The 18,901-nt window shown below is 62.9% G+C and carries 14 protein-coding genes; 11 read left to right on the top strand and 3 right to left on the bottom strand.

Going from position 1 to position 18,901, the window contains the following annotated elements; translation table 11 throughout:
- The first annotated feature begins 112 nt into the window (after nucleotides 1-112).
- The 8 genes from LDZ26_RS11735 to ugpQ are packed head-to-tail and all read left to right on the top strand — an operon-like array spanning nucleotide 113 to nucleotide 8,006.
- A complete protein-coding gene (locus LDZ26_RS11735; protein ID WP_370650675.1) occupies nucleotides 113-619 on the top strand; it encodes a shikimate kinase in 507 nt (168 codons plus the stop codon).
- Nucleotides 619-1,716, top strand: coding sequence for a 3-dehydroquinate synthase (aroB, locus tag LDZ26_RS11730; RefSeq protein WP_244847372.1), 1,098 nt, complete (start codon nucleotides 619-621; stop codon nucleotides 1,714-1,716). Before LDZ26_RS11735 ends, aroB begins: the two co-directional genes overlap by 1 nt.
- A gap of 29 nt (nucleotides 1,717-1,745) precedes the next feature.
- Entirely contained in the window at nucleotides 1,746-2,984 is a 1,239-nt protein-coding gene (locus tag LDZ26_RS11725; RefSeq protein WP_244847371.1) for a deoxyguanosinetriphosphate triphosphohydrolase, read from the top strand.
- A 47-nt stretch (nucleotides 2,985-3,031) separates the two neighbouring features.
- Nucleotides 3,032-4,357, top strand: a complete 1,326-nt coding sequence (ugpB, locus tag LDZ26_RS11720; RefSeq protein ID WP_244847370.1) for a sn-glycerol-3-phosphate ABC transporter substrate-binding protein UgpB — start codon at nucleotides 3,032-3,034, stop codon at nucleotides 4,355-4,357.
- A 60-nt stretch (nucleotides 4,358-4,417) separates the two neighbouring features.
- Complete coding sequence (ugpA, locus tag LDZ26_RS11715) at nucleotides 4,418-5,302, top strand: sn-glycerol-3-phosphate ABC transporter permease UgpA (protein ID WP_244847369.1); 885 nt, start codon at nucleotides 4,418-4,420, stop codon at nucleotides 5,300-5,302.
- Nucleotides 5,299-6,144: a sn-glycerol-3-phosphate ABC transporter permease UgpE gene (ugpE, locus tag LDZ26_RS11710; RefSeq protein ID WP_206467132.1), complete on the top strand. Its 846-nt coding sequence runs from the start codon at nucleotides 5,299-5,301 to the stop codon at nucleotides 6,142-6,144. The genes ugpA and ugpE overlap by 4 nt, the downstream gene beginning before the upstream one ends.
- Nucleotides 6,145-6,162: 18 nt before the next feature.
- Entirely contained in the window at nucleotides 6,163-7,248 is a 1,086-nt protein-coding gene (locus LDZ26_RS11705) for a sn-glycerol-3-phosphate import ATP-binding protein UgpC (RefSeq protein WP_244847368.1), read from the top strand.
- An 11-nt stretch (nucleotides 7,249-7,259) separates the two neighbouring features.
- Nucleotides 7,260-8,006, top strand: a complete 747-nt coding sequence (gene ugpQ / locus LDZ26_RS11700) for a glycerophosphodiester phosphodiesterase (RefSeq protein WP_244847367.1) — start codon at nucleotides 7,260-7,262, stop codon at nucleotides 8,004-8,006.
- Nucleotides 8,007-8,033: 27 nt separating this feature from the next.
- On the opposite strand, the gene LDZ26_RS11695 is transcribed toward ugpQ, so the two are convergent.
- The gene (locus LDZ26_RS11695) at nucleotides 8,034-8,411 is read right to left on the bottom strand and encodes a DUF883 domain-containing protein (RefSeq protein WP_244847366.1); all 378 of its coding nucleotides are present in this window, start codon (nucleotides 8,409-8,411) and stop codon (nucleotides 8,034-8,036) included.
- Between the two features lie 235 nt (nucleotides 8,412-8,646).
- A complete protein-coding gene (locus LDZ26_RS11690; RefSeq protein ID WP_244847365.1) occupies nucleotides 8,647-9,372 on the bottom strand; it encodes an OmpW family protein in 726 nt (241 codons plus the stop codon).
- Nucleotides 9,373-9,579: 207 nt separating this feature from the next.
- Between LDZ26_RS11690 and LDZ26_RS11685 the strand changes: the two genes are divergently transcribed.
- The 3 genes from LDZ26_RS11685 (at nucleotide 9,580) to LDZ26_RS11675 (ending at nucleotide 16,831) form a co-directional block, all read left to right on the top strand.
- Complete coding sequence (locus tag LDZ26_RS11685) at nucleotides 9,580-10,287, top strand: transposase (RefSeq protein ID WP_244847364.1); 708 nt, start codon at nucleotides 9,580-9,582, stop codon at nucleotides 10,285-10,287.
- Nucleotides 10,288-10,582: 295 nt separating this feature from the next.
- On the top strand, nucleotides 10,583-15,286 hold the full coding sequence (locus tag LDZ26_RS11680) for a glutamate synthase-related protein (RefSeq protein WP_244847363.1): 4,704 nt from the start codon (nucleotides 10,583-10,585) through the stop codon (nucleotides 15,284-15,286).
- Between the two features lie 78 nt (nucleotides 15,287-15,364).
- Nucleotides 15,365-16,831 carry a glutamate synthase subunit beta gene (locus LDZ26_RS11675; RefSeq protein ID WP_244847362.1) on the top strand — a complete coding sequence of 489 codons (1,467 nt, stop codon included), beginning with the start codon at nucleotides 15,365-15,367 and terminating at the stop codon, nucleotides 16,829-16,831.
- A gap of 158 nt (nucleotides 16,832-16,989) precedes the next feature.
- Here LDZ26_RS11675 and LDZ26_RS11670 read toward each other — a convergent pair whose 3' ends face one another.
- Nucleotides 16,990-18,624, bottom strand: coding sequence for a tetratricopeptide repeat protein (locus LDZ26_RS11670; protein ID WP_244847361.1), 1,635 nt, complete (start codon nucleotides 18,622-18,624; stop codon nucleotides 16,990-16,992).
- Between the last annotated feature and the right edge of the window lie 277 nt (nucleotides 18,625-18,901).

Here is an 18,901-nt window from a genome sequence, read left to right as displayed (position 1 = left end):
TCGACAAAGCGGGCGGTTTGCCCTTAAGCTGCCGCACGAACAAATTCGATACCGTAAAGGATTGACGTTGCAGGAAGGGCACGCGAACGCGAACATTTTTTTCGTCGGACTCATGGGGGCGGGTAAAACCACCGTGGGCCGCGCGGTTGCGCGCCGTTTGCAGCGCGATTTCATCGACTCGGACCTGGAAATCGAGGCGCGCACGGGCGCGCGTATTCCGGTGATCTGGGAACTGGAAGGCGAGAGCGGGTTTCGTCAGCGCGAAGTCAATGTCATCGACGAGTTGTCGCAGAAGAGCGGCATCGTGCTCGCAACGGGCGGCGGCGCGGTGCTGCGCCCCGAGAACCGGGAACATCTGAAGAATCGCGGCATCGTCATCTATCTGCGCGCCAATCCGCACGATCTCTGGCAGCGCACGCGCCGCGACAAGAACCGGCCGCTTCTGCAGACAGACGACCCGCGCGGCAAGCTGGAAACGCTGTTCCGAACGCGCGACCCGCTCTATCACGAGTGCGCGCACTTCGTCGTGGAAACCGGCCGCCCGACCGTCAACGCGCTCGTCAACATGGTCCTGATGCAACTGGAGGTGGCCGGCGTCATCAAGTCGGCTGAGTCATAATGTCCGCCATGATTACCCCAACGATCACCGTCAACGTCGAACTGGGCGAGCGCGCCTATCCCATTCATATCGGCGCGGGTCTGATCGGCCGCACCGAGCTTTTCGCGCCGCATATCAAGGGGTCGTCGGTCGCCATCGTCAGCAATTCGACGGTCGATCCGCTCTACGGCGACACCTTGCGCGCCGCGCTGGAACCGCTCGGCAAGAAGGTGACGACCGTCGTGCTGCCCGACGGCGAAGCGCACAAGAACTGGGAAACGCTCAACATCGTCTTCGACGCGCTGCTATCGAATCGTGCCGACCGCAAGACCACGCTGATCGCGTTGGGTGGCGGCGTCGTCGGCGACATGACGGGCTTCGCGGCGGCGTGCTACATGCGCGGCGTGCCGTTCATCCAGGTGCCGACCACGCTGCTCGCGCAAGTGGATTCGTCGGTCGGCGGCAAGACCGGCATCAATCATCCGCTCGGCAAGAACATGATCGGCGCGTTCTACCAGCCGCAGGCGGTCATCGCGGATATCGGCGCGCTGCACACGCTGCCTGAGCGCGAACTGGCGGCGGGTATTGCGGAAGTCATCAAGACAGGCGCAATCGCCGATGCCGAATTCTTCGACTGGATCGAAGCGAACATCGGCGCTTTGAACGGCCGCGACGAGCGGGCGCTCGTGCACGCGGTCAAGCGGTCGTGCGAGATCAAGGCGTCGGTGGTGGCGTCGGACGAGCGCGAGGGCGGACAGCGCGCCATCCTCAATTTCGGTCACACGTTCGGCCACGCCATCGAAGCGGGCCTCGGCTACGGCGAATGGCTGCACGGCGAGGCCGTCGGCTGCGGCATGGTCATGGCAGCGGATCTCTCCGTGCGCCTCGGCAGGCTCGACGATGCCGCGCGCAAGCGGCTCGTGCGCGTGATCGAAGCGGCGAAGCTGCCCGTCCGCGCGCCGAAGCTCGGCGACGACCGCTACATCGACCTGATGAAAGTCGACAAGAAAGCCGAAGCCGGCGAGATCAAATTTATTCTGCTGACCCGCTTCGGCGCGACGGAAATCACCGGCGCGCCCGATCAGGCCGTGCGCGAGACGCTCGCTGCCAGCCTCTGATCAATCGGGCATCAGCCGGGACCACGACGATGCACGACGAAGCGGAGCCGCCGGTGAGCGAAACAGAAGCTGGATTTGGAGTGCCTTCGTCGCTTGCGCTCGAAGCGCATCTGGCGCCTTACGCGGCGCGGTCGGCGTTGTCGCGCGGGCGCCGGCATGCGGAGCCGCCGCCCGCCGCCCGCACGGAGTTTCAGCGCGACCGCGACCGTATCGTGCATTCGACCGCCTTTCGCCGGCTCGAATACAAAACGCAGGTCTTCGTCAATCACGAAGGCGACCTCTTTCGCACGCGTCTCACGCATAGTCTGGAAGTCGCGCAGATTGCGCGGTCGGTCGCGCGCAATCTGCGGCTCAACGAAGATCTGGTCGAAGCGATTTCGCTCGCGCACGATCTCGGTCATACGCCGTTCGGTCACGCCGGCCAGGACGCGCTCAACGAATGCATGCGCGGTCATGGCGGCTTCGAACACAATCTGCAGAGCCTCGCGGTCGTCGATCAACTCGAAGAGCACTACGGCGCGTTCAACGGCCTGAACCTGTGCTTCGAAACGCGCGAAGGCATCCTCAAGCATTGCTCGCGCGAGAATGCGCGGCAACTCGGCGATCTCGGCGAGCGGTTCCTCACGGGCAAACAGCCTTCGCTCGAAGCGCAGATCGCGAATGTCGCCGATGAAATCGCGTACAACAATCACGACGTGGACGACGGCCTGCGCTCCGGCCTCATCACGCTCGACCAGCTGGCGGAAGTGAGCTTGTGGCACACGCATTTCGAAGCGGCTCGCGCGGAGTTTCCCGCCATCGAGGGGCGCAGGCTGATTCACGAGACCATTCGGCGGATCATCAACACGCTGATTGTCGATCTGATCGAAGCCACGAGCCGCAATCTCGCGCGCGCCGCGCCCGCCTCGCTCGACGACGTGCGCAATGCGCCGCCGCTCGTCGCCCATAGCGACGAAGTCGCCGCGCAAGCCGCCACGCTGAAGCGTTTCCTGTTCAAGAACCTGTACCGGCATTATCGCGTCATGCGCATGGCCAATAAGGCAAGGCGCGTCGTGACCGGTCTCTTCGACGCCTTCACCGACGATCCGCGCCTTCTGCCGCCAGCGTATCAGGCGCGTGTTGCGGCAGCGGAGGAGTCGGCGAACGATCCGGCCGCGCCCAGTCACAACAGCACGCAGGCGCGGCTCATCGCGCATTACATTGCGGGCATGACGGATCGGTACGCGCTGAAAGAGTATCAACGCCTGTTTGTCATCGACAACAACTAACATCGCGCGTTTCACGCGCAGACGTTCGACAACCGGAGACTCACTCGATGCGATGCATGCCCTCGTTCCGTTCCCTCTCGGCCGCGGCCATTCTGGCTTTCGGCGCTAGCACGGCGGCTCAGGCCGCGACGGAAATCCAGTTCTGGCACGCGATGGAAGCCGCCCTCGGCGAGCGCGTGAACGACATCGCCAACGACTTCAATGCATCGCAGAGCGACTACAAGATCGTGCCGGTGTTCAAGGGCACGTATGACCAGACGCTCGCGGCGGGCATCGCGGCCTATCGCAGCGGCAACGCGCCCGCGATCCTGCAAGTCTATGAAGTCGGCACCGCCACGATGATGCAGGCGAAGAAGGCTGTGCTTCCGGTCTACGACGTCTTCAAGCAGGCGGGCGTGCCGCTCGACGAGAAAGCGTTCGTGCCGACCATCTCCGGCTATTACAGCGACGCGAAGACCGGGCATCTCATCTCGATGCCGTTCAACAGTTCCACGCCGGTCCTCTACTACAACAAGGACGCGTTCAAGAAGGCGGGCCTCGACCCGAATCAGCCGCCGAAGACCTGGGCCGATGTCGAAGCCGATGCGAAAAAGCTGAAGGCCGCGGGCTACTCGTGCGGGTATTCGTCCGGCTGGCAGAGCTGGATTCATCTCGAGAACTACAGCGCGTGGCACGCCGCGCCGTTCGCATCCAAGAACAACGGCTTCGATGGTCTCGACGCCACGCTCGAATTCAACAAGCCGCTGCAGGTCGCGCACATCCAGTTCCTTCAGAACATGGCGAAGGACGGCTCCTTCACCTATGTCGGCCGCAAGGACGAGCCGGTCTCAAAGTTCTATAGCGGCGACTGCGGGATCATCACGAATTCGTCGGGATCGCGGGCGACCATCCAGAAGTATGCGAAGTTCGAATACGGCGTCGGCATGATGCCGTACGACGCGAGCGTGAAGGGCGCGCCGCAGAACGCGATTATCGGCGGCGCGAGTCTGTGGGTGCTCTCGGGCAAGGACCCGGCGTTGTACAAGGGCGTCGCGAAGTTCCTCGCGTATCTTTCGTCGCCGAAGGTCGCGGCGAAGTGGCATCAGGACACGGGTTATCTGCCGGTGACGACTGCCGCCTACGAACTCACGCAGAAGCAGGGCTTCTACGACAAGAACCCGGGCGCGGACATCGCCATCAAACAGATGTTGAACAAGCCGCCGCTTGCCTACACGAAGGGCTTGCGCCTCGGCAACATGCCGCAGATCCGCACGGTCGTCGATGAGGAACTGGAGCAAGTCTGGGCCGGCAAGAAGACGCCGCAGCAGGCGCTCGATTCTTCCGTGCAGCGCGGCGACGAACTTCTGCGCCGCTTCGAGAAAAGCGGCGGCTGAACGAGACGCGCGACGCTCAAGCGCCCGCGAATCGCGCGGGCGCGCTTGAAGGACATGTCAATGGAAAAACGGTCTCGTTTCGACACGAGCGTCTTGCCGTATCTGCTGGTCGCGCCGCAGCTCGCCATCACGGCGCTCTTCTTTCTGTGGCCGGCGGGCGAGGCGCTCTGGCAGGCCACGCAAAGTCAGGACGCATTCGGCACATCGAGCGAATTCGTCGGGTTCGCGAACTTCAGGCAGCTTTTCGCGGACCCGCTCTATCTTTCGTCGTTCAGTACGACGATGATTTTCTGCGCGCTCGTCACCGTGTCGGGCCTCGTGATATCGCTCGTCCTCGCAGCCTGCGCGGATCGCGTGACGCGCGGCGCGAAGGCGTACCAAACGCTGCTCATCTGGCCGTATGCGGTCGCGCCGGCCATCGCTGCGGTGCTGTGGTCGTTCCTGTTCAATCCAAGCATCGGGCTCGTGACGTATGCGCTCGCGAAAAAGGGCATCGTCTGGAATCACGCGCTCAATGGCACGCAGGCCATGTTTCTCGTCGTGCTCGCGTCCGTCTGGAAACAGGTCAGCTACAACTTCCTGTTCTTCTACGCCGGGCTTCAGGCGATTCCGCAATCGCTGATCGAAGCCGCCGCCATCGACGGCGCCGGTCCCGTGCGACGTTTCTTCGGCATTGCGCTGCCGCTCCTGTCGCCGACGACGTTCTTCCTGGTCGTCGTCAATCTGGTCTACGCGTTCTTCGATACGTTCCCCGTCATCGACGCCGCGACGGGCGGCGGTCCCGCGCAATCGACCAAGACGCTCATCTACAAGATCTTCGCGGAAGGCTTTCAGGGCCTCGACATCGGGAGTTCGGGCGCGCAGTCCGTCGTGCTGATGGTGATCGTCGTGGCGCTCACCATCGTGCAGTTCCGTTTCGTCGAACGCAGGGTGCAATATTCATGATCGAGAATCGCCGCGGCTTCGATATCTTCTGTCATGCGGTGCTGATACTCGGCGTCGCGCTGGTCGTGTTTCCGGTCTACGTCGCGTTCTGCGCGGCCTCGATGAGCGCGAAGGAAGTCTTTACCGTGCCCCTTTCGCTCATCCCGAGCACGCATCTCTTCGAAAACGTCGCGCACATCTGGACGCACGGCAGCGGCAACGCCGCCGCGCCGTTCGGACGCATGCTCGTCAACAGTCTCGTGATGGCGCTCGTCATCTCCATCGGCAAGATCGCGGTGTCCATCATTTCGGCGTATGCCATCGTGTTCTTCCGCTTTCCGTTGAAGAACCTCGCGTTCTGGCTGATCTTCGTCACGCTGATGCTGCCAGTGGAAGTGCGCATCTTTCCGACGGTGCAGGTCGTTTCGTCGATGCATCTCGCCAACACTTACGCGGGCCTCACGCTGCCGCTCATCGCCTCGGCGACGGCCACGTTCCTGTTCCGCCAGTTCTTCATGACGCTGCCCGACGAACTGATGGAAGCGGCGCGCATCGACGGCGCGGGGCCGCTGCGCTTTTTCTGGGACGTGGTGCTGCCGCTTTCGAAGACGAATATTGCGGCGCTGTTCGTCATCACGTTCATCTATGGCTGGAACCAGTATCTCTGGCCCATTCTCATCACCAACGAGCAGTCGCTGCAAACGGCGGTGGTCGGCATCAAGAGCATGATCGCCTCGGGCGATACGGCGACCGAGTGGCATCTCGTGATGAGCGCGACGCTGCTCGCCATGCTGCCGCCGCTCGCGGTCGTGTTGACGATGCAGCGGTGGTTCGTGCGCGGCCTCGTCGATGCGGAAAAATAATAAGGAGAACCGGGTTCAATGGCTGCACTGACACTACAGGGCGTCAAGAAGACTTACGACGGCAAGCAGTACGTACTGCATGGCATCGACGTGGCGGTGAACGACGGCGAGTTCGTCGTGATGGTCGGGCCTTCGGGTTGCGGCAAGTCGACGCTTCTGCGCATGGTCGCGGGTCTCGAAAGCGTATCGGACGGCACGATCGAGATCGGCGGGCGCGTGGTGAACAAGCTGGAGCCGAAGGATCGCGATATCGCGATGGTCTTTCAGAATTACGCACTTTATCCGCACATGAGCGTGGCGCAGAATATGGCCTATGCGCTGAAGATCGGCGGAGCGGACCGCGCGACCATCGAGAGCCGCGTCGCGAATGCCGCGCGTATCCTCGAACTGGAACATCTGCTTGCGCGCAAGCCGCGCGAGTTGTCGGGCGGGCAACGTCAGCGCGTGGCAATGGGACGCGCGATCGTTCGCGAGCCGGCCGTCTTTCTCTTCGACGAGCCGCTCTCGAATCTCGACGCCAAGCTGCGCGTGCAAATGCGCCTCGAAATTCAGCGCCTGCATGCGCGTCTCGCCACCACGAGCCTGTATGTGACGCACGACCAGATCGAAGCCATGACGCTCGCGCAGCGCGTCATCGTGATGAACAAGGGCCGCGCGGAGCAGATCGGCGCGCCGACCGAGGTTTACGAGCGTCCCGCGTCGGTGTTCGTCGCGAGCTTCATCGGTTCGCCGGCTATGAATCTGCTCGAAGGCCGCTTGTCGGAAGATGGTTCGGTGTTCGAAGTAGCGCACGGCGGGCCGAAGCTGCCGGTTGCGGGTGCGCACGGATTGACGCGCGACATGTGCGGGCGCGAGTGGATCATGGGCATTCGCCCGGAGCACATGACGCCCGGCTATATCGAAACGGCTAGCGCCACGCTCGACGTCGATTCGGCCGAATTGCTCGGCGCGGACAATCTCGCGCATGGCAAGTGGGGCAAGCATGACGTGGCGGCGCGCTTGCCGCATGCGCATCGGCCGCAGCGGGGCGAAAAGCTGCTGGTTTCGGTGCCGGCGCGGCAACTGCACTTTTTCGATCCGGCGACCGGATTGCGCGCCAATTGAGGAGAACCGCGATGAGAACCTGGCCGTATCCCGCTATCGTCGCGCATCGCGGCGGCGGCAAGCTCGCACCGGAGAACACGCTCGAAGGCATCCGGACGGGCGCGCGTCTCGGCCTGAAGATGATCGAATTCGATGCGAAGCTGTCTGCGGACAACGTCGTCTTCCTGCTGCATGACGAGGACGTGGACCGCACGTCCAACGCCCACGGCGCGGCGAAGTCGATGCCCTATGCGCAATTGCGCGCGCTCGACGCCGGGTCGTGGTTCAGCGAGGAATTCGCCGGCGCGCACATGCCGACGCTCGCGGAAGTCCGCGAGCTGTGCGCGTCGCTGAATCTCGCGGCGAACGTGGAGATCAAGTCGTGTCCGGGGCGCGAGGTCGCAACAGGTGAACTGGTCGCGCGCGAGACGGCGCGTCTTTGGAATGGCGCGGAGCCCGCGCCGCTGCTGTCATCGTTTTCGTTCGAGGCGCTGGAAGCCGCGCGCGACGCCGCGCCCGATCTGCCGCGCGGCATGTTGTACGAGCGCGTGCCGGCGGACTGGCGCGAGCAGACCGCGGCGCTCGCGTGCGTCTCGCTGCATGCGGACCATCGTTCGCTCGACGAAACGCTCGTGCGCGACATCCGCGACGCGGGCCTGCGCGTGCTCGCCTACACGGTGAACGATCCGCAGCGGGCGCGCCTGCTCGCGCGATGGGGCGTCGATGCGATCTGCACGGACCGCATCGACATCATCGGCGCGGACTTCTTGGACAGCTAGCCGGGCAGAGAACCGGGCCGAGAAGCGTCAGCGCGCGCGCGCCAGCAGCACGCCCGCGAGCAACGCGAGACCGCCGACCAGCGCGATGGTTCGCCACGGCCTGTCGCGCAAGTAAGCGTCGGCGTCGTCCATGACCGCGGCGGCGCGCTCGCGCACTGCCGCCTGCGAGTCGTTCAGACGGGCGCGGGCCGCGTCCACCTGGTCACTAATGCTCGCGCGCAGCCTGGCGGCATCGGCAGAAGCGCCTTCGCTCAAGGTCTCTTCGAGTTCGGAAAGCAGCGCGCGCAGTTCAGTGCCGATATCGTGCGCAGCCTCGCGGCCGTGGCGCGCCATGCGGCGTGCGCGGCGGCTCGTGCTGTTCCATGAATCTCCGATGGCGTCTCGCGTGTTAGGCAGTGCGTTCATGTTCGCTCCGTCGATGGATGAATCGTGGATGGGTGACACTCCGCTTTCGCGGCGGAAAGTGCCATTGAGCAAATTGAATGCCGGTGTCATCGTGCGATGCACAGGCCGTCGACCCGTAATTACTGCATGGCATGCGCCGCCGCGCAAGTCACATTTACAAGGCGCGTGTAAAGGAAACGCCGTCATGCTGATCACACGACGGCGTTCGGACTGCATAGCGACGCTGGATCAGCGATCAGAAACGATAGCCGACGCGCAGATACGTCACGATCGGATTGATGGTGATCTTCGCCTGCGACTGCACGTTGAGCGTGCCGACAGGCGTTTGCGCTTGCGTGCTCAGTTTGGCCGTCGCCTTCAACGGAATGAACGACACGGAGAACGCCGCGAACCAGTGTTGTGTGAAATTGTACTGAGCGCCCAGATTGAAGACCGGCGCCCACGAACTATCCGTATCGACGGAGGTCGGACCATGCAGCACGGTGCGTTCGAACGCGCTGTTGGTGATCTGGGCATCGGTGAACCAGGTGCGCGTCACGCCGATGCCGGCGAACGGCCGGAATTTCGCGTCAGGAGCGTTGAAGAAGTATTTGAACAGCAGCGTTGGACTCCACTGCTTCGCGCTGCCGATCTTGCCGTACTGCGAGAGCGTCCCGGTTCCGTTGAGATCGAAGGAGGGCGGAATGCCTATCTCGAACTCGCTGGCAATGTGGTCGGTGATGAAGTAGCCCAGCGTGAAGCCGGCGGTATCTGCGCTTCCGATGCCTGCACCCGTGCCGGGTACGCTGATATTAACGGGAGATCCGCCTACACTTGTTTCTTTGAGCGGACCGCTGCTGTCTTGCGGTGCAAAGTGAAACCAGCCTGCAGTTGCGTAAATGGACCCAGCCGATTGCGCGTGTGCCGCGGTGGACACACATGCCAGTGCTGCGATCCCCGTCACGACTTGTTCTATTTTCAATTTGTGCTCCTCCTGAAAGCACGCCCATTATGAACACATCATTTCAAAGTCACCATAGCGGCACGGTAGAGCATTTTCCCTAGGGCGAGAGACCGCTTCGGAGTCCCGTTGCACGGCCCTTGCATGCGTCTTGTGTTCCCGCTGCAGCAGCGTCTCCAGTCAGCCCCCGCTTGGGGTAACACAAACGCGACCCATGGAATATCCAGAATGGCACGGCTTGCACGACTCTACGTCCCAGAACAGCCGCAGCATGTCATCCTGCGCGGTCTCGACCAGCAGCCCGCCTTCGTCGACGACCAGGACTACGAGCTTTTCATCGAATGCCTCAGGACGGCCTCGCGCGATCACCACCTCGCCATCCACGCTTATGCGCTGATGCCGCAAGCCGTGCATCTGCTCGTCACGCCGCGCGACGAGGCCAGCTTGCCCAAGGCGATGCAGGCGGTCGGCCGGCGCTACGTCGCGCACTTTAACCGGCGTTACACGCGGCGCGGCACATTGTGGGAAGGCCGGTATCGCGCGACGGTCATCGAAGGCGAGCGGTACTTTCTGCTCGCGACGCGCGTCGTCGAGACGGCGCCGGTGCGCGCGCAGCTCGCGGCGTCGCCGCAGGACTACAAGTGGTCGAGCTACCGGCATCACATCGGGCTGACGGTGGATTCGCTCATCACGGACCACTCGCTCTTCTGGCTGCTCGGCAACACGCCGTTCGAGCGCCAGCACGCGTACAAGGAACTGAGCGAGCAACCGCTCGACGAGCGAGAGACGACCCGTCTGCTCCAGGCGACGCTCAAGGGCTGGGTGCTCGGCAGCGATTCGTATCGTGAGTGGGCCGCGCGCGCCGCGAACCGCCGCGTGTCGCCGCTGCCGCGCGGCCGGCCGCGCAAGATTCGGGAAACGCCCCAGACGCAGTAAGCGCGCGGCGCGCTCGATCGGACGGCGGCCCGATTTGCGGGACGCCGTTTATTTTTGCCGCTTTGCGATGTGGACCCAATTAAATAAGGCAGCGATGCACCATTTCGATAATAGGTGACAGACCATCGAATTTAATTTGCCATCTTTTTGATTCGTCGCGTATATTTCGATTTCCGGCGTTTATTGCGATGCAGCGCGACCGGCCGTGCGCCTCGCAGCGCAGCCGAAAGCGTCCGGGCGAGATAACAAAACGGTTCAACGGCCGAGTCGGCCCCCACAGTAGAGACGGTGTCCCATGAACGATCATCAGCAGCCGGCAGCCGGTTCGCTTCCCGCCGCGCAGGGCATGTACGACCCCGCGAACGAACACGACGCTTGCGGCGTCGGCTTCGTCGCCCATATCAAGGGCAAGAAGAGCCACGAGATCATTCAGCAGGGTCTCAAGATTCTTGAGAATCTGGATCACCGTGGCGCGGTCGGCGCCGATCCGCTGATGGGCGACGGCGCGGGCATCCTCATTCAGGTGCCGGACGGTTTCTATCGCGAGGAAATGGCGAAGCAGGGCGTGACGCTGCCGCCCGCTGGCGAATACGGCGTCGGCATGATCTTCCTGCCGAAGGAACACGCGTCGCGTCTCGCGTGCGAGCAGGAACTGGAACGCACCGTGAAGGCCGAGGGACAAGTCGTGCTCGGCTGGCGCGACGTGCCGGTGGACGCCAACATGCCGATTTCGCCCGCCGTGAAGGCGAGCGAGCCGCTGATCCGCCAGATTTTCATCGGGCGCGGCAAGGACATCGTCGTGACGGATGCGCTCGAGCGCAAGCTCTACATCATCCGCAAGACGGCGAGCCATCGCATTCAGGCGCTCAAGCTCAAGCACGGCAAGGAATACTTCGTGCCGTCCATGTCGTCGCGCACGGTCGTCTACAAGGGGCTGCTGCTGGCCGGTCAGGTCGGCGTGTACTACCGCGACCTGCAAGACCAGCGCGTCGTGTCCGCGCTCGCGCTCGTGCACCAGCGTTTCTCGACGAACACGTTCCCCGCGTGGGAACTGGCGCACCCGTACCGCATGATCGCGCACAACGGCGAGATCAACACCGTGAAGGGCAACGTCAACTGGCTGAACGCGCGCACCGGCGCGATCGCCTCGTACGTGCTCGGCGACGACCTGCCGAAGCTCTGGCCGCTCATCTATCCGGGCCAGTCGGACACCGCTTCGTTCGACAACTGTCTCGAACTGCTGGTGATGGCCGGCTACCCGCTCGTCCACGCGATGATGATGATGATTCCCGAAGCATGGGAACAGCACACGCTGATGGACGAGAACCGCCGCGCGTTCTACGAATACCACGCCGCGATGATGGAGCCGTGGGACGGCCCCGCCGCGATCGCGTTCACGGACGGCCGCCAGATCGGCGCGACGCTCGACCGCAACGGCTTGCGCCCGGCGCGCTACATCGTGACGGACGACGACCTCGTGATCCTCGCGTCGGAATCCGGCGTGCTGCCCATTCCCGAATCGAAGATCGTCAAGAAGTGGCGTCTTCAGCCGGGCAAGATGTTCCTGATCGACATGGAGCAGGGCCGCATCATCGAGGACAAGGAGCTCAAGGACAACCTCGCGAACGCGAAGCCGTACAAGAGCTGGATCGACGCCGTGCGCATCAAGCTCGACGAAATCGAGCCGAAGGCGGAAGACGTCGAAACGCAGCGCCGCGAGGCCGCCGCGCTGCTCGACCGCCAGCAGGCGTTCGGCTATACGCAGGAAGACCTCAAGTTCCTGATGGCGCCGATGGCGCAATCGGGCGAGGAAGCCGTCGGCTCCATGGGCAACGACTCGCCGCTCGCGGTCATGTCCAGCAAGAACAAGACGCTCTATCACTACTTCAAGCAGCTGTTCGCGCAGGTGACGAACCCGCCGATCGACCCGATCCGCGAAAACATGGTGATGTCGCTCGTCTCGTTCATCGGGCCGAAGCCGAACCTGCTCGACACCATCAACATCAACCCGACGATGCGCCTGGAAGTGTCGCAGCCCGTGCTCGACTTCAAGGACATCGCGAAGATCCGCGCCATCGACACGTACACCGGCGGCAAATTCCGCTCGTACGAGTTGAGCATTTGCTATCCGGTCGCGTGGGGCAAGGAAGGCGTCGAGGCGCGCATCGCGTCGCTGTGCGCCGAAGCCGTCGATGCCGTGAAGTCCGGCTACAACATCCTGATCGTGTCGGACCGCAAGACGGACCGCGACAACGTCGCGATTCCGGCGCTGCTCGCCACGTCCGCCATTCACACGCACCTCGTGCAGCACGGTCTGCGCACGAGCACGGGCCTCGTCGTGGAAACCGGTTCGGCGCGCGAGACGCATCACTTCGCGCTGCTCGCGGGCTATGGCGCTGAAGCCGTGCATCCGTATCTCGCGCTGGAAACGCTCGCCAACATGGCAGAAGGGCTGAAGGGCGATCTGTCGGCGGACAAGGCCATCTACAACTTCACGAAGGCGGTCGGCAAGGGCCTGCACAAGGTCATGTCGAAGATGGGCATTTCGACTTACATGTCGTACACCGGCGCCCAGATTTTCGAAGCGGTCGGCCTGTCGTCGGATCTCGTGGAGAAGTATTTCAAGGGCACGGCGTCGAAGGTCGGCGGCATCGGCATCTTCGAAGTGGCCGAGGAAGCCATTCGCCTGCATCGCGATGCGTTCGGCGACAACCCCGTTCTCGCGACCATGCTCGATGCGGGCGGCGAGTACGCGTACCGCGTGCGCGGCGAAGAGCACATGTGGACGCCGGATGCCATCGCCAAGCTGCAACATTCGGCGCGCAGCAATTCGTATCAGACGTACAAGGAATACGCGCACCTCATCAACGACCAGACCAAGCGCCACATGACGTTCCGCGGTCTGTTCGAGTTCAGGCTCGACCCGGCGAGGGCGATTCCGCTCGACGAAGTGGAACCGGCGAAGGAAATCGTCAAGCGTTTTGCGACGGGCGCGATGTCGCTCGGCTCAATCAGCACGGAAGCGCACGCGACGCTCGCGGTCGCGATGAACCGCATCGGCGGGAAGTCGAACACGGGCGAAGGCGGCGAGGACGAAACGCGCTATCGCAACGAACTGCGCGGCATTCCGATCAAGACCGGCGACTCGCTGCAATCGATCATCGGCAAGGAAGTCGTCACTGACATTCCGCTGAAGGACGGCGATTCGCTGCGCTCGAAGATCAAGCAGGTCGCGTCCGGGCGCTTCGGCGTGACGGCGCAATATCTGTCGTCGGCGGATCAGATTCAGATCAAGATGGCGCAGGGCGCGAAGCCCGGCGAAGGCGGCCAGTTGCCCGGCCACAAGGTGTCGGACTACATCGGCAAGCTGCGTTATTCGGTGCCGGGCGTGGGCCTCATCTCGCCGCCGCCGCACCACGACATCTATTCGATCGAAGACCTGGCGCAGCTCATTCACGATTTGAAGAACGTGAATTCGTCGTCGAGCATTTCGGTGAAGCTCGTGTCCGAAGTGGGCGTCGGCACGGTGGCGGCAGGCGTCGCGAAGGCGAAGGCGGATCACGTCGTGATCGCGGGCCATGACGGCGGCACGGGTGCGTCCCCGCTGTCGTCGCTCAAGCATGCCGGCACGCCGTGGGAACTCGGCCTCGCCGAAACGCAGCAGACGCTCGTGCTCAACCGTCTGCGCGGCCGTATCCGCGTGCAGGCCGACGGCCAGATGAAGACCGGCCGCGACGTCGTGATCGGCGCGCTGCTCGGCGCGGATGAATTCGGCTTCGCGACGGCGCCGCTCGTCGTCGAAGGCTGCATCATGATGCGCAAGTGCCATCTGAACACGTGCCCGGTCGGCGTCGCGACGCAGGATCCCGTGCTGCGCGCGAAGTTCACGGGCCAGCCGGAACACGTCGTCAACTTCTTCTTCTTCGTTGCGGAAGAAGTGCGCGAGATCATGGCGCAGCTCGGCCTGCGCAAGTTCGACGACCTGATCGGCCGCGTCGATCTGCTCGACACGAAGAAGGGCGTCGAGCACTGGAAGGCGAAGGGCCTCGACTTCTCGCGCATCTTCTATCAGGTGCCGGTCAGCGAGGAAGTGGCGCGCAAGCATGTGGACGTGCAGGACCACGGTCTCGACAAGGCGCTGGATCACGTGCTGATCGAGAAGTCGAAGGCGGCGATCGAGAAGGGCGAGCATGTCTCGTTCATCCAGCCGGTGCGCAACGTGAATCGCACGGTGGGCGCCATGCTGTCCGGTCTGATCGCGAAGAAGTACGGCCACGACGGTTTGCCGGACGACACCATCCACATTCAGTTGAAGGGCACGGCGGGCCAGAGCTTCGGCGCGTTCCTCGCGAAGGGCGTGACGCTCGATCTCGTCGGCGATGGCAACGACTACGTCGGCAAGGGCCTGTCGGGCGGGCGCATCATCATTCGCCCGACCAACGACTTCCGCGGCAAGTCCGAGGAAAACATCATCTGCGGCAACACGGTGATGTACGGCGCGATCGAAGGCGAATCGTATTTCCGCGGCGTCGCGGGCGAGCGGTTCTGCGTGCGTAACTCGGGCGCGACGGCGGTTGTCGAAGGCACGGGCGATCACGGCTGCGAGTACATGACGGGCGGCACGGTGGTCGTGCTCGGCGAAACCGGGCGCAACTTCGCGGCGGGTATGTCGGGCGGCATCGCGTTCGTGTACGACGCGGACGGCACGTTCGCGGCCAAGTGCAACAAGTCGATGGTCGCGCTAGATCCGGTGCTGCAACAAGCCGAGCAGGAGCGCACGGTGGACCGCGCGCTGTGGCACGCGGGCCAGACCGACGAAGCGTTGCTCAAGGGCCTCGTCGAGCGCCACTTCCAGTTCACCGGCTCGCCGCGCGCAAAGGCGCTGCTCGAAAACTGGGATGCGTCGCGGCGTCAGTTCGTGAAGGTGTTCCCGACCGAATACAAGCGCGCGCTCGGCGAAATCGGCGCGAGAAAGGCGAAGGAAGCACTGGCGGCTTAAGCCCGAAACACAACAAGTCAGGGCTCTCCGATGAAAAGGCATCGGAGAGCGCGATCCTCACTCAATACAGAGAAAGATATGGGCAAGGCAACCGGTTTTCTCGAATTCGAACGCCGCCACGAGGCGTACGAAGCACCGCTGACCCGCGTCAAGCATTACAAGGAATTCGTCGCTGCGCTGACTGACGACGACGCCAAGGTTCAAGGCGCGCGCTGCATGGATTGCGGCATTCCGTTCTGCAACAACGGCTGTCCGGTCAACAACATCATTCCGGACTTCAACGATCTCGTGTTCCGCCAGGACTGGAAGAGCGCGATCGAAGTCCTGCATTCGACCAACAACTTCCCGGAGTTCACGGGCCGCATCTGCCCGGCGCCGTGCGAGGCGGCGTGCACGCTCGGCATCAACGAAGATCCGGTCGGCATCAAGTCGATCGAGCGCAAGATCATCGACAAGGCGTGGGAAGAAGGCTGGGTCGCGCCGCAGCCGCCGAAGCACAAGACGGGCAAGAAGGTCGCCGTCGTGGGTTCGGGTCCGGCGGGGCTCGCGGTCGCGCAGCAACTGGCGCGCGCCGGACATGACGTGGTCGTGTTCGAGAAGAACGATCGCATCGGCGGATTGCTGCGCTATGGCATCCCCGACTTCAAGCTCGAGAAGTGGCTGATCGACCGCCGCATGCGCCAGATGGAAGCGGAAGGCGTGTCGTTCCGCACGAACGTGTTCGTCGGCCGCGATGCGATTCCGTCGCACATCGGCAATACGGCGAAGGAAAGCATCACGCCGGAAGAACTGAAAGAGCAGTTCGACGCGGTGGTGGTCGCGGGCGGCTCGGAAACGCCGCGCGATCTGCCGGTGCCGGGGCGCGAGCTGGAAGGCATCCACTTCGCGATGGAATTCCTGCCGCAGCAGAACAAGGTCAACGCGGGCGACAAGGTCGCGGATCAGTTGACCGCGAAGGGCAAGCATGTCGTCGTGATCGGCGGCGGCGATACGGGCTCGGATTGCGTCGGCACGTCGAACCGTCATGGCGCGAAGACCGTGACGCAATTCGAACTGCTCGCGCAGCCGCCCGAGGAAGAGAACAAGCCGCTCGTGTGGCCGTACTGGCCGATCAAGCTGCGCACGTCGTCGTCGCACGAGGAAGGCTGCGAGCGCGACTGGTCGGTTGCGACCAAGCGTTTCGAAGGCAAGAACGGCAAGGTGGAGAAGCTGATCGCGGCGCGCGTCGAATGGAAGAACGGCAAGATGCAGGAAGTGCCGAATTCCGAGTTCGAGATGAAGGCGGATCTGGTTCTGCTCGCGATGGGTTTCACGCAGCCGCTTTCGCCCGTGCTCGAAGCGTTCGGCGTGGACAAAGATGCGCGCGGCAACGTGCGGGCATCGACTGAAGGCGAGAAGGCCTACTACACGTCGGTGGACAAGGTGTTCACCGCGGGCGACATGCGGCGCGGGCAGTCGCTCGTCGTGTGGGCGATTCGCGAAGGGCGTCAGTGCGCGCGGTCGGTGGATGCGTATTTGATGGGCAGTAGCGAGTTGCCACGATAAGCGGGAGCATTAGGCAAGAGACGACACGGACAACCACGGTTGTCCGTTTTCGCTTCGGTCGATGAATGACGCGTAGTGGCTGATCTATCGGATCGCGCTTGCGCGCGATTCGCCAAAGAAGCACCTTGGCGATGAGTCCAGCTCGTAAGACTGCCGTGTCAACGCGACGCCGTCCCTCTATCCCCGGCGATGTCGCATAATTCACGGGCAACACGCTCGATGACTTCGCCCCATTCTCCGCGTTGCTTCTGCCGGAAAATGCGCGCGCTCGGATACCACGGTGAGTCGTCGCGTTCGTGAAGCCAGCGCCACTCGCCTTCGAAGCGCGAAAGAATCCATACCGGTTTGCCGAGCGCGCCGGCTAAATGGGCCACAGACGTATCCACGGTAATAACAAGGTCCAGATTTTCGATGATGGCCGCGGTCTCCGCGAAGTCTACTGCGTCGGCCATCGGGTTCAGCGGGCGCAGATGGTCCGGGATGTCCGCGAGTTGCGACTCCGGCGGTCCTTTCTGCAAGCTGACGAACGTCACACCGGCAGTCTGCAGAAGCGGCAGAAAAGCGGTCAGCCGGATGGAACGCCGCAAGTCCATATGGAACTCGGGCGGGCCGTGTTTGACAGTGCCAAGCTCCGACGATCCGCCCCACACCAAGCCCACCCTGTAACGACCGCGTTGCACATCTGCGTCGAGTCGCTGCTTCCAATGTTCGATTCGCGCGGCTGGCGCGCTGAGATAGGGTATCTGGCGCGGGATAGTGTCGAGCCTCGTGCCGAGACGGAAAGCCATGCTCATCATGTAGCACTTATAGTCGTACTCGTCGAACCGGAGAGCGGCCGTCGCGTCAATGACGGCATCGGCCGCGCTGATGGACCGAAAAAGCCGCACGAGCGATGGCGAGCATGCAACGGTCAACTTCCGCACGCCTTGCGACTTGAGCATCGGAATGAAGCGCGCGAACTGGATCGCATCGCCGAGCCCTTGCTCCGGCACGATCAGCAAAGACTTTCCGTCGAGCGGCTCGCCGCGCCACATGGCGACCGGGACGCGCGACTGCTCTTCGAAAGCAAATCTTCCGGTCCAATCGATCCATTCCTGCGACTCGACGTATCGCGCTTCGTATAACGCGAAGCCCTCTTCGTAGCGCCCAGTCTTCAACAAAGGGCTCGAAAGCGCGAACCGTGCACGCACACTGTCGGGCCGCAGCGCGAGCGCATGCCGATATTCGGCTTCAGCCGCGTCGAGGCGGTTCAGCTCCTGCAATACAGCGCCCATTTCCATGCGCATTTCGAACGATGCTGGGTCGACGGACACTCCGCGGCGCAGCACGGCCTCGGCTTCGTCAAGCCGGTCTCGCATGTGTAGCGAGTTTCCGAGCATGTAGTACGCGTCCGCAGTGTCGGGCGCGGCTGCGATCACCTCCCGTAGCGTCTCTTCGCCGTCGACCCACCGCCCGAGATACATCAATGTCTTCCCGAGCAGATGGCCTGCCTGAACGAAGCCCGGCCGGCGCGCAAGCGCGTGACGAAACGCCGTCTCGGCTTCGGCGAAGAGTCGGGATTCTAGGAGGACGAGGCCGAGGTTGAATGCGATGTCTGCGGACTCTGGCTTGAGTGCTACGGCTTTCCGAAGAAGCGTCACGGCTTCGGGCATTTGTCCGCGTTGCCGCAAGACGAGGCCGAGGTTGTTGTGTGCAGACGGCGAGTCGGGGGCATTCGCGAGATTCCGACGAAATTGCAATTCAAGCGCACTCAAGTCATTGGACGTTGCGTGAGTTGAGTTTTCGCTGTTCATGTGGACACACTCGGGGAACTACATTGCGATCCCTATGCTGGAATTGCAACGATTCAAACGAAAGGCTGCTCATGTTACATACGATCGAGACGCTCGCGGTCAATAATTGTTTGTTGTACTACTCTTTGCGGAACAATGCCTTTCGTAGCGGGCATCATCAGCCTATCGCGCCTTAATGAATTCCGCCAGTAGCGGTTCATATTCGAATCGGCATAAAAGAAAAGCCGCACGGACATGAATGGCCCGTGCGGCTTTCTCGACGCTTCGATGCGATTTT

Source organism: Caballeronia sp. SL2Y3, from assembly GCF_022879575.1.
GTDB lineage: Bacteria > Pseudomonadota > Gammaproteobacteria > Burkholderiales > Burkholderiaceae > Caballeronia.
This window is presented reverse-complemented; position numbering and strand designations above follow the sequence as displayed.

Coding starts and splice junctions, on each gene's coding strand:
- LDZ26_RS11735 (WP_370650675.1), top strand. CDS start 113: ATGGGGGCGGGTAAAACCACCGTGGGCCGCGCGGTTGCGCGCCGTTTG.
- aroB (WP_244847372.1), top strand. CDS start 619: ATGTCCGCCATGATTACCCCAACGATCACCGTCAACGTCGAACTGGGC.
- LDZ26_RS11725 (WP_244847371.1), top strand. CDS start 1,746: ATGCACGACGAAGCGGAGCCGCCGGTGAGCGAAACAGAAGCTGGATTT.
- ugpB (WP_244847370.1), top strand. CDS start 3,032: ATGCGATGCATGCCCTCGTTCCGTTCCCTCTCGGCCGCGGCCATTCTG.
- ugpA (WP_244847369.1), top strand. CDS start 4,418: ATGGAAAAACGGTCTCGTTTCGACACGAGCGTCTTGCCGTATCTGCTG.
- ugpE (WP_206467132.1), top strand. CDS start 5,299: ATGATCGAGAATCGCCGCGGCTTCGATATCTTCTGTCATGCGGTGCTG.
- LDZ26_RS11705 (WP_244847368.1), top strand. CDS start 6,163: ATGGCTGCACTGACACTACAGGGCGTCAAGAAGACTTACGACGGCAAG.
- ugpQ (WP_244847367.1), top strand. CDS start 7,260: ATGAGAACCTGGCCGTATCCCGCTATCGTCGCGCATCGCGGCGGCGGC.
- LDZ26_RS11695 (WP_244847366.1), bottom strand. CDS start 8,411: ATGAACGCACTGCCTAACACGCGAGACGCCATCGGAGATTCATGGAAC.
- LDZ26_RS11685 (WP_244847364.1), top strand. CDS start 9,580: ATGGCACGGCTTGCACGACTCTACGTCCCAGAACAGCCGCAGCATGTC.
- LDZ26_RS11680 (WP_244847363.1), top strand. CDS start 10,583: ATGAACGATCATCAGCAGCCGGCAGCCGGTTCGCTTCCCGCCGCGCAG.
- LDZ26_RS11675 (WP_244847362.1), top strand. CDS start 15,365: ATGGGCAAGGCAACCGGTTTTCTCGAATTCGAACGCCGCCACGAGGCG.
- LDZ26_RS11670 (WP_244847361.1), bottom strand. CDS start 18,624: ATGAACAGCGAAAACTCAACTCACGCAACGTCCAATGACTTGAGTGCG.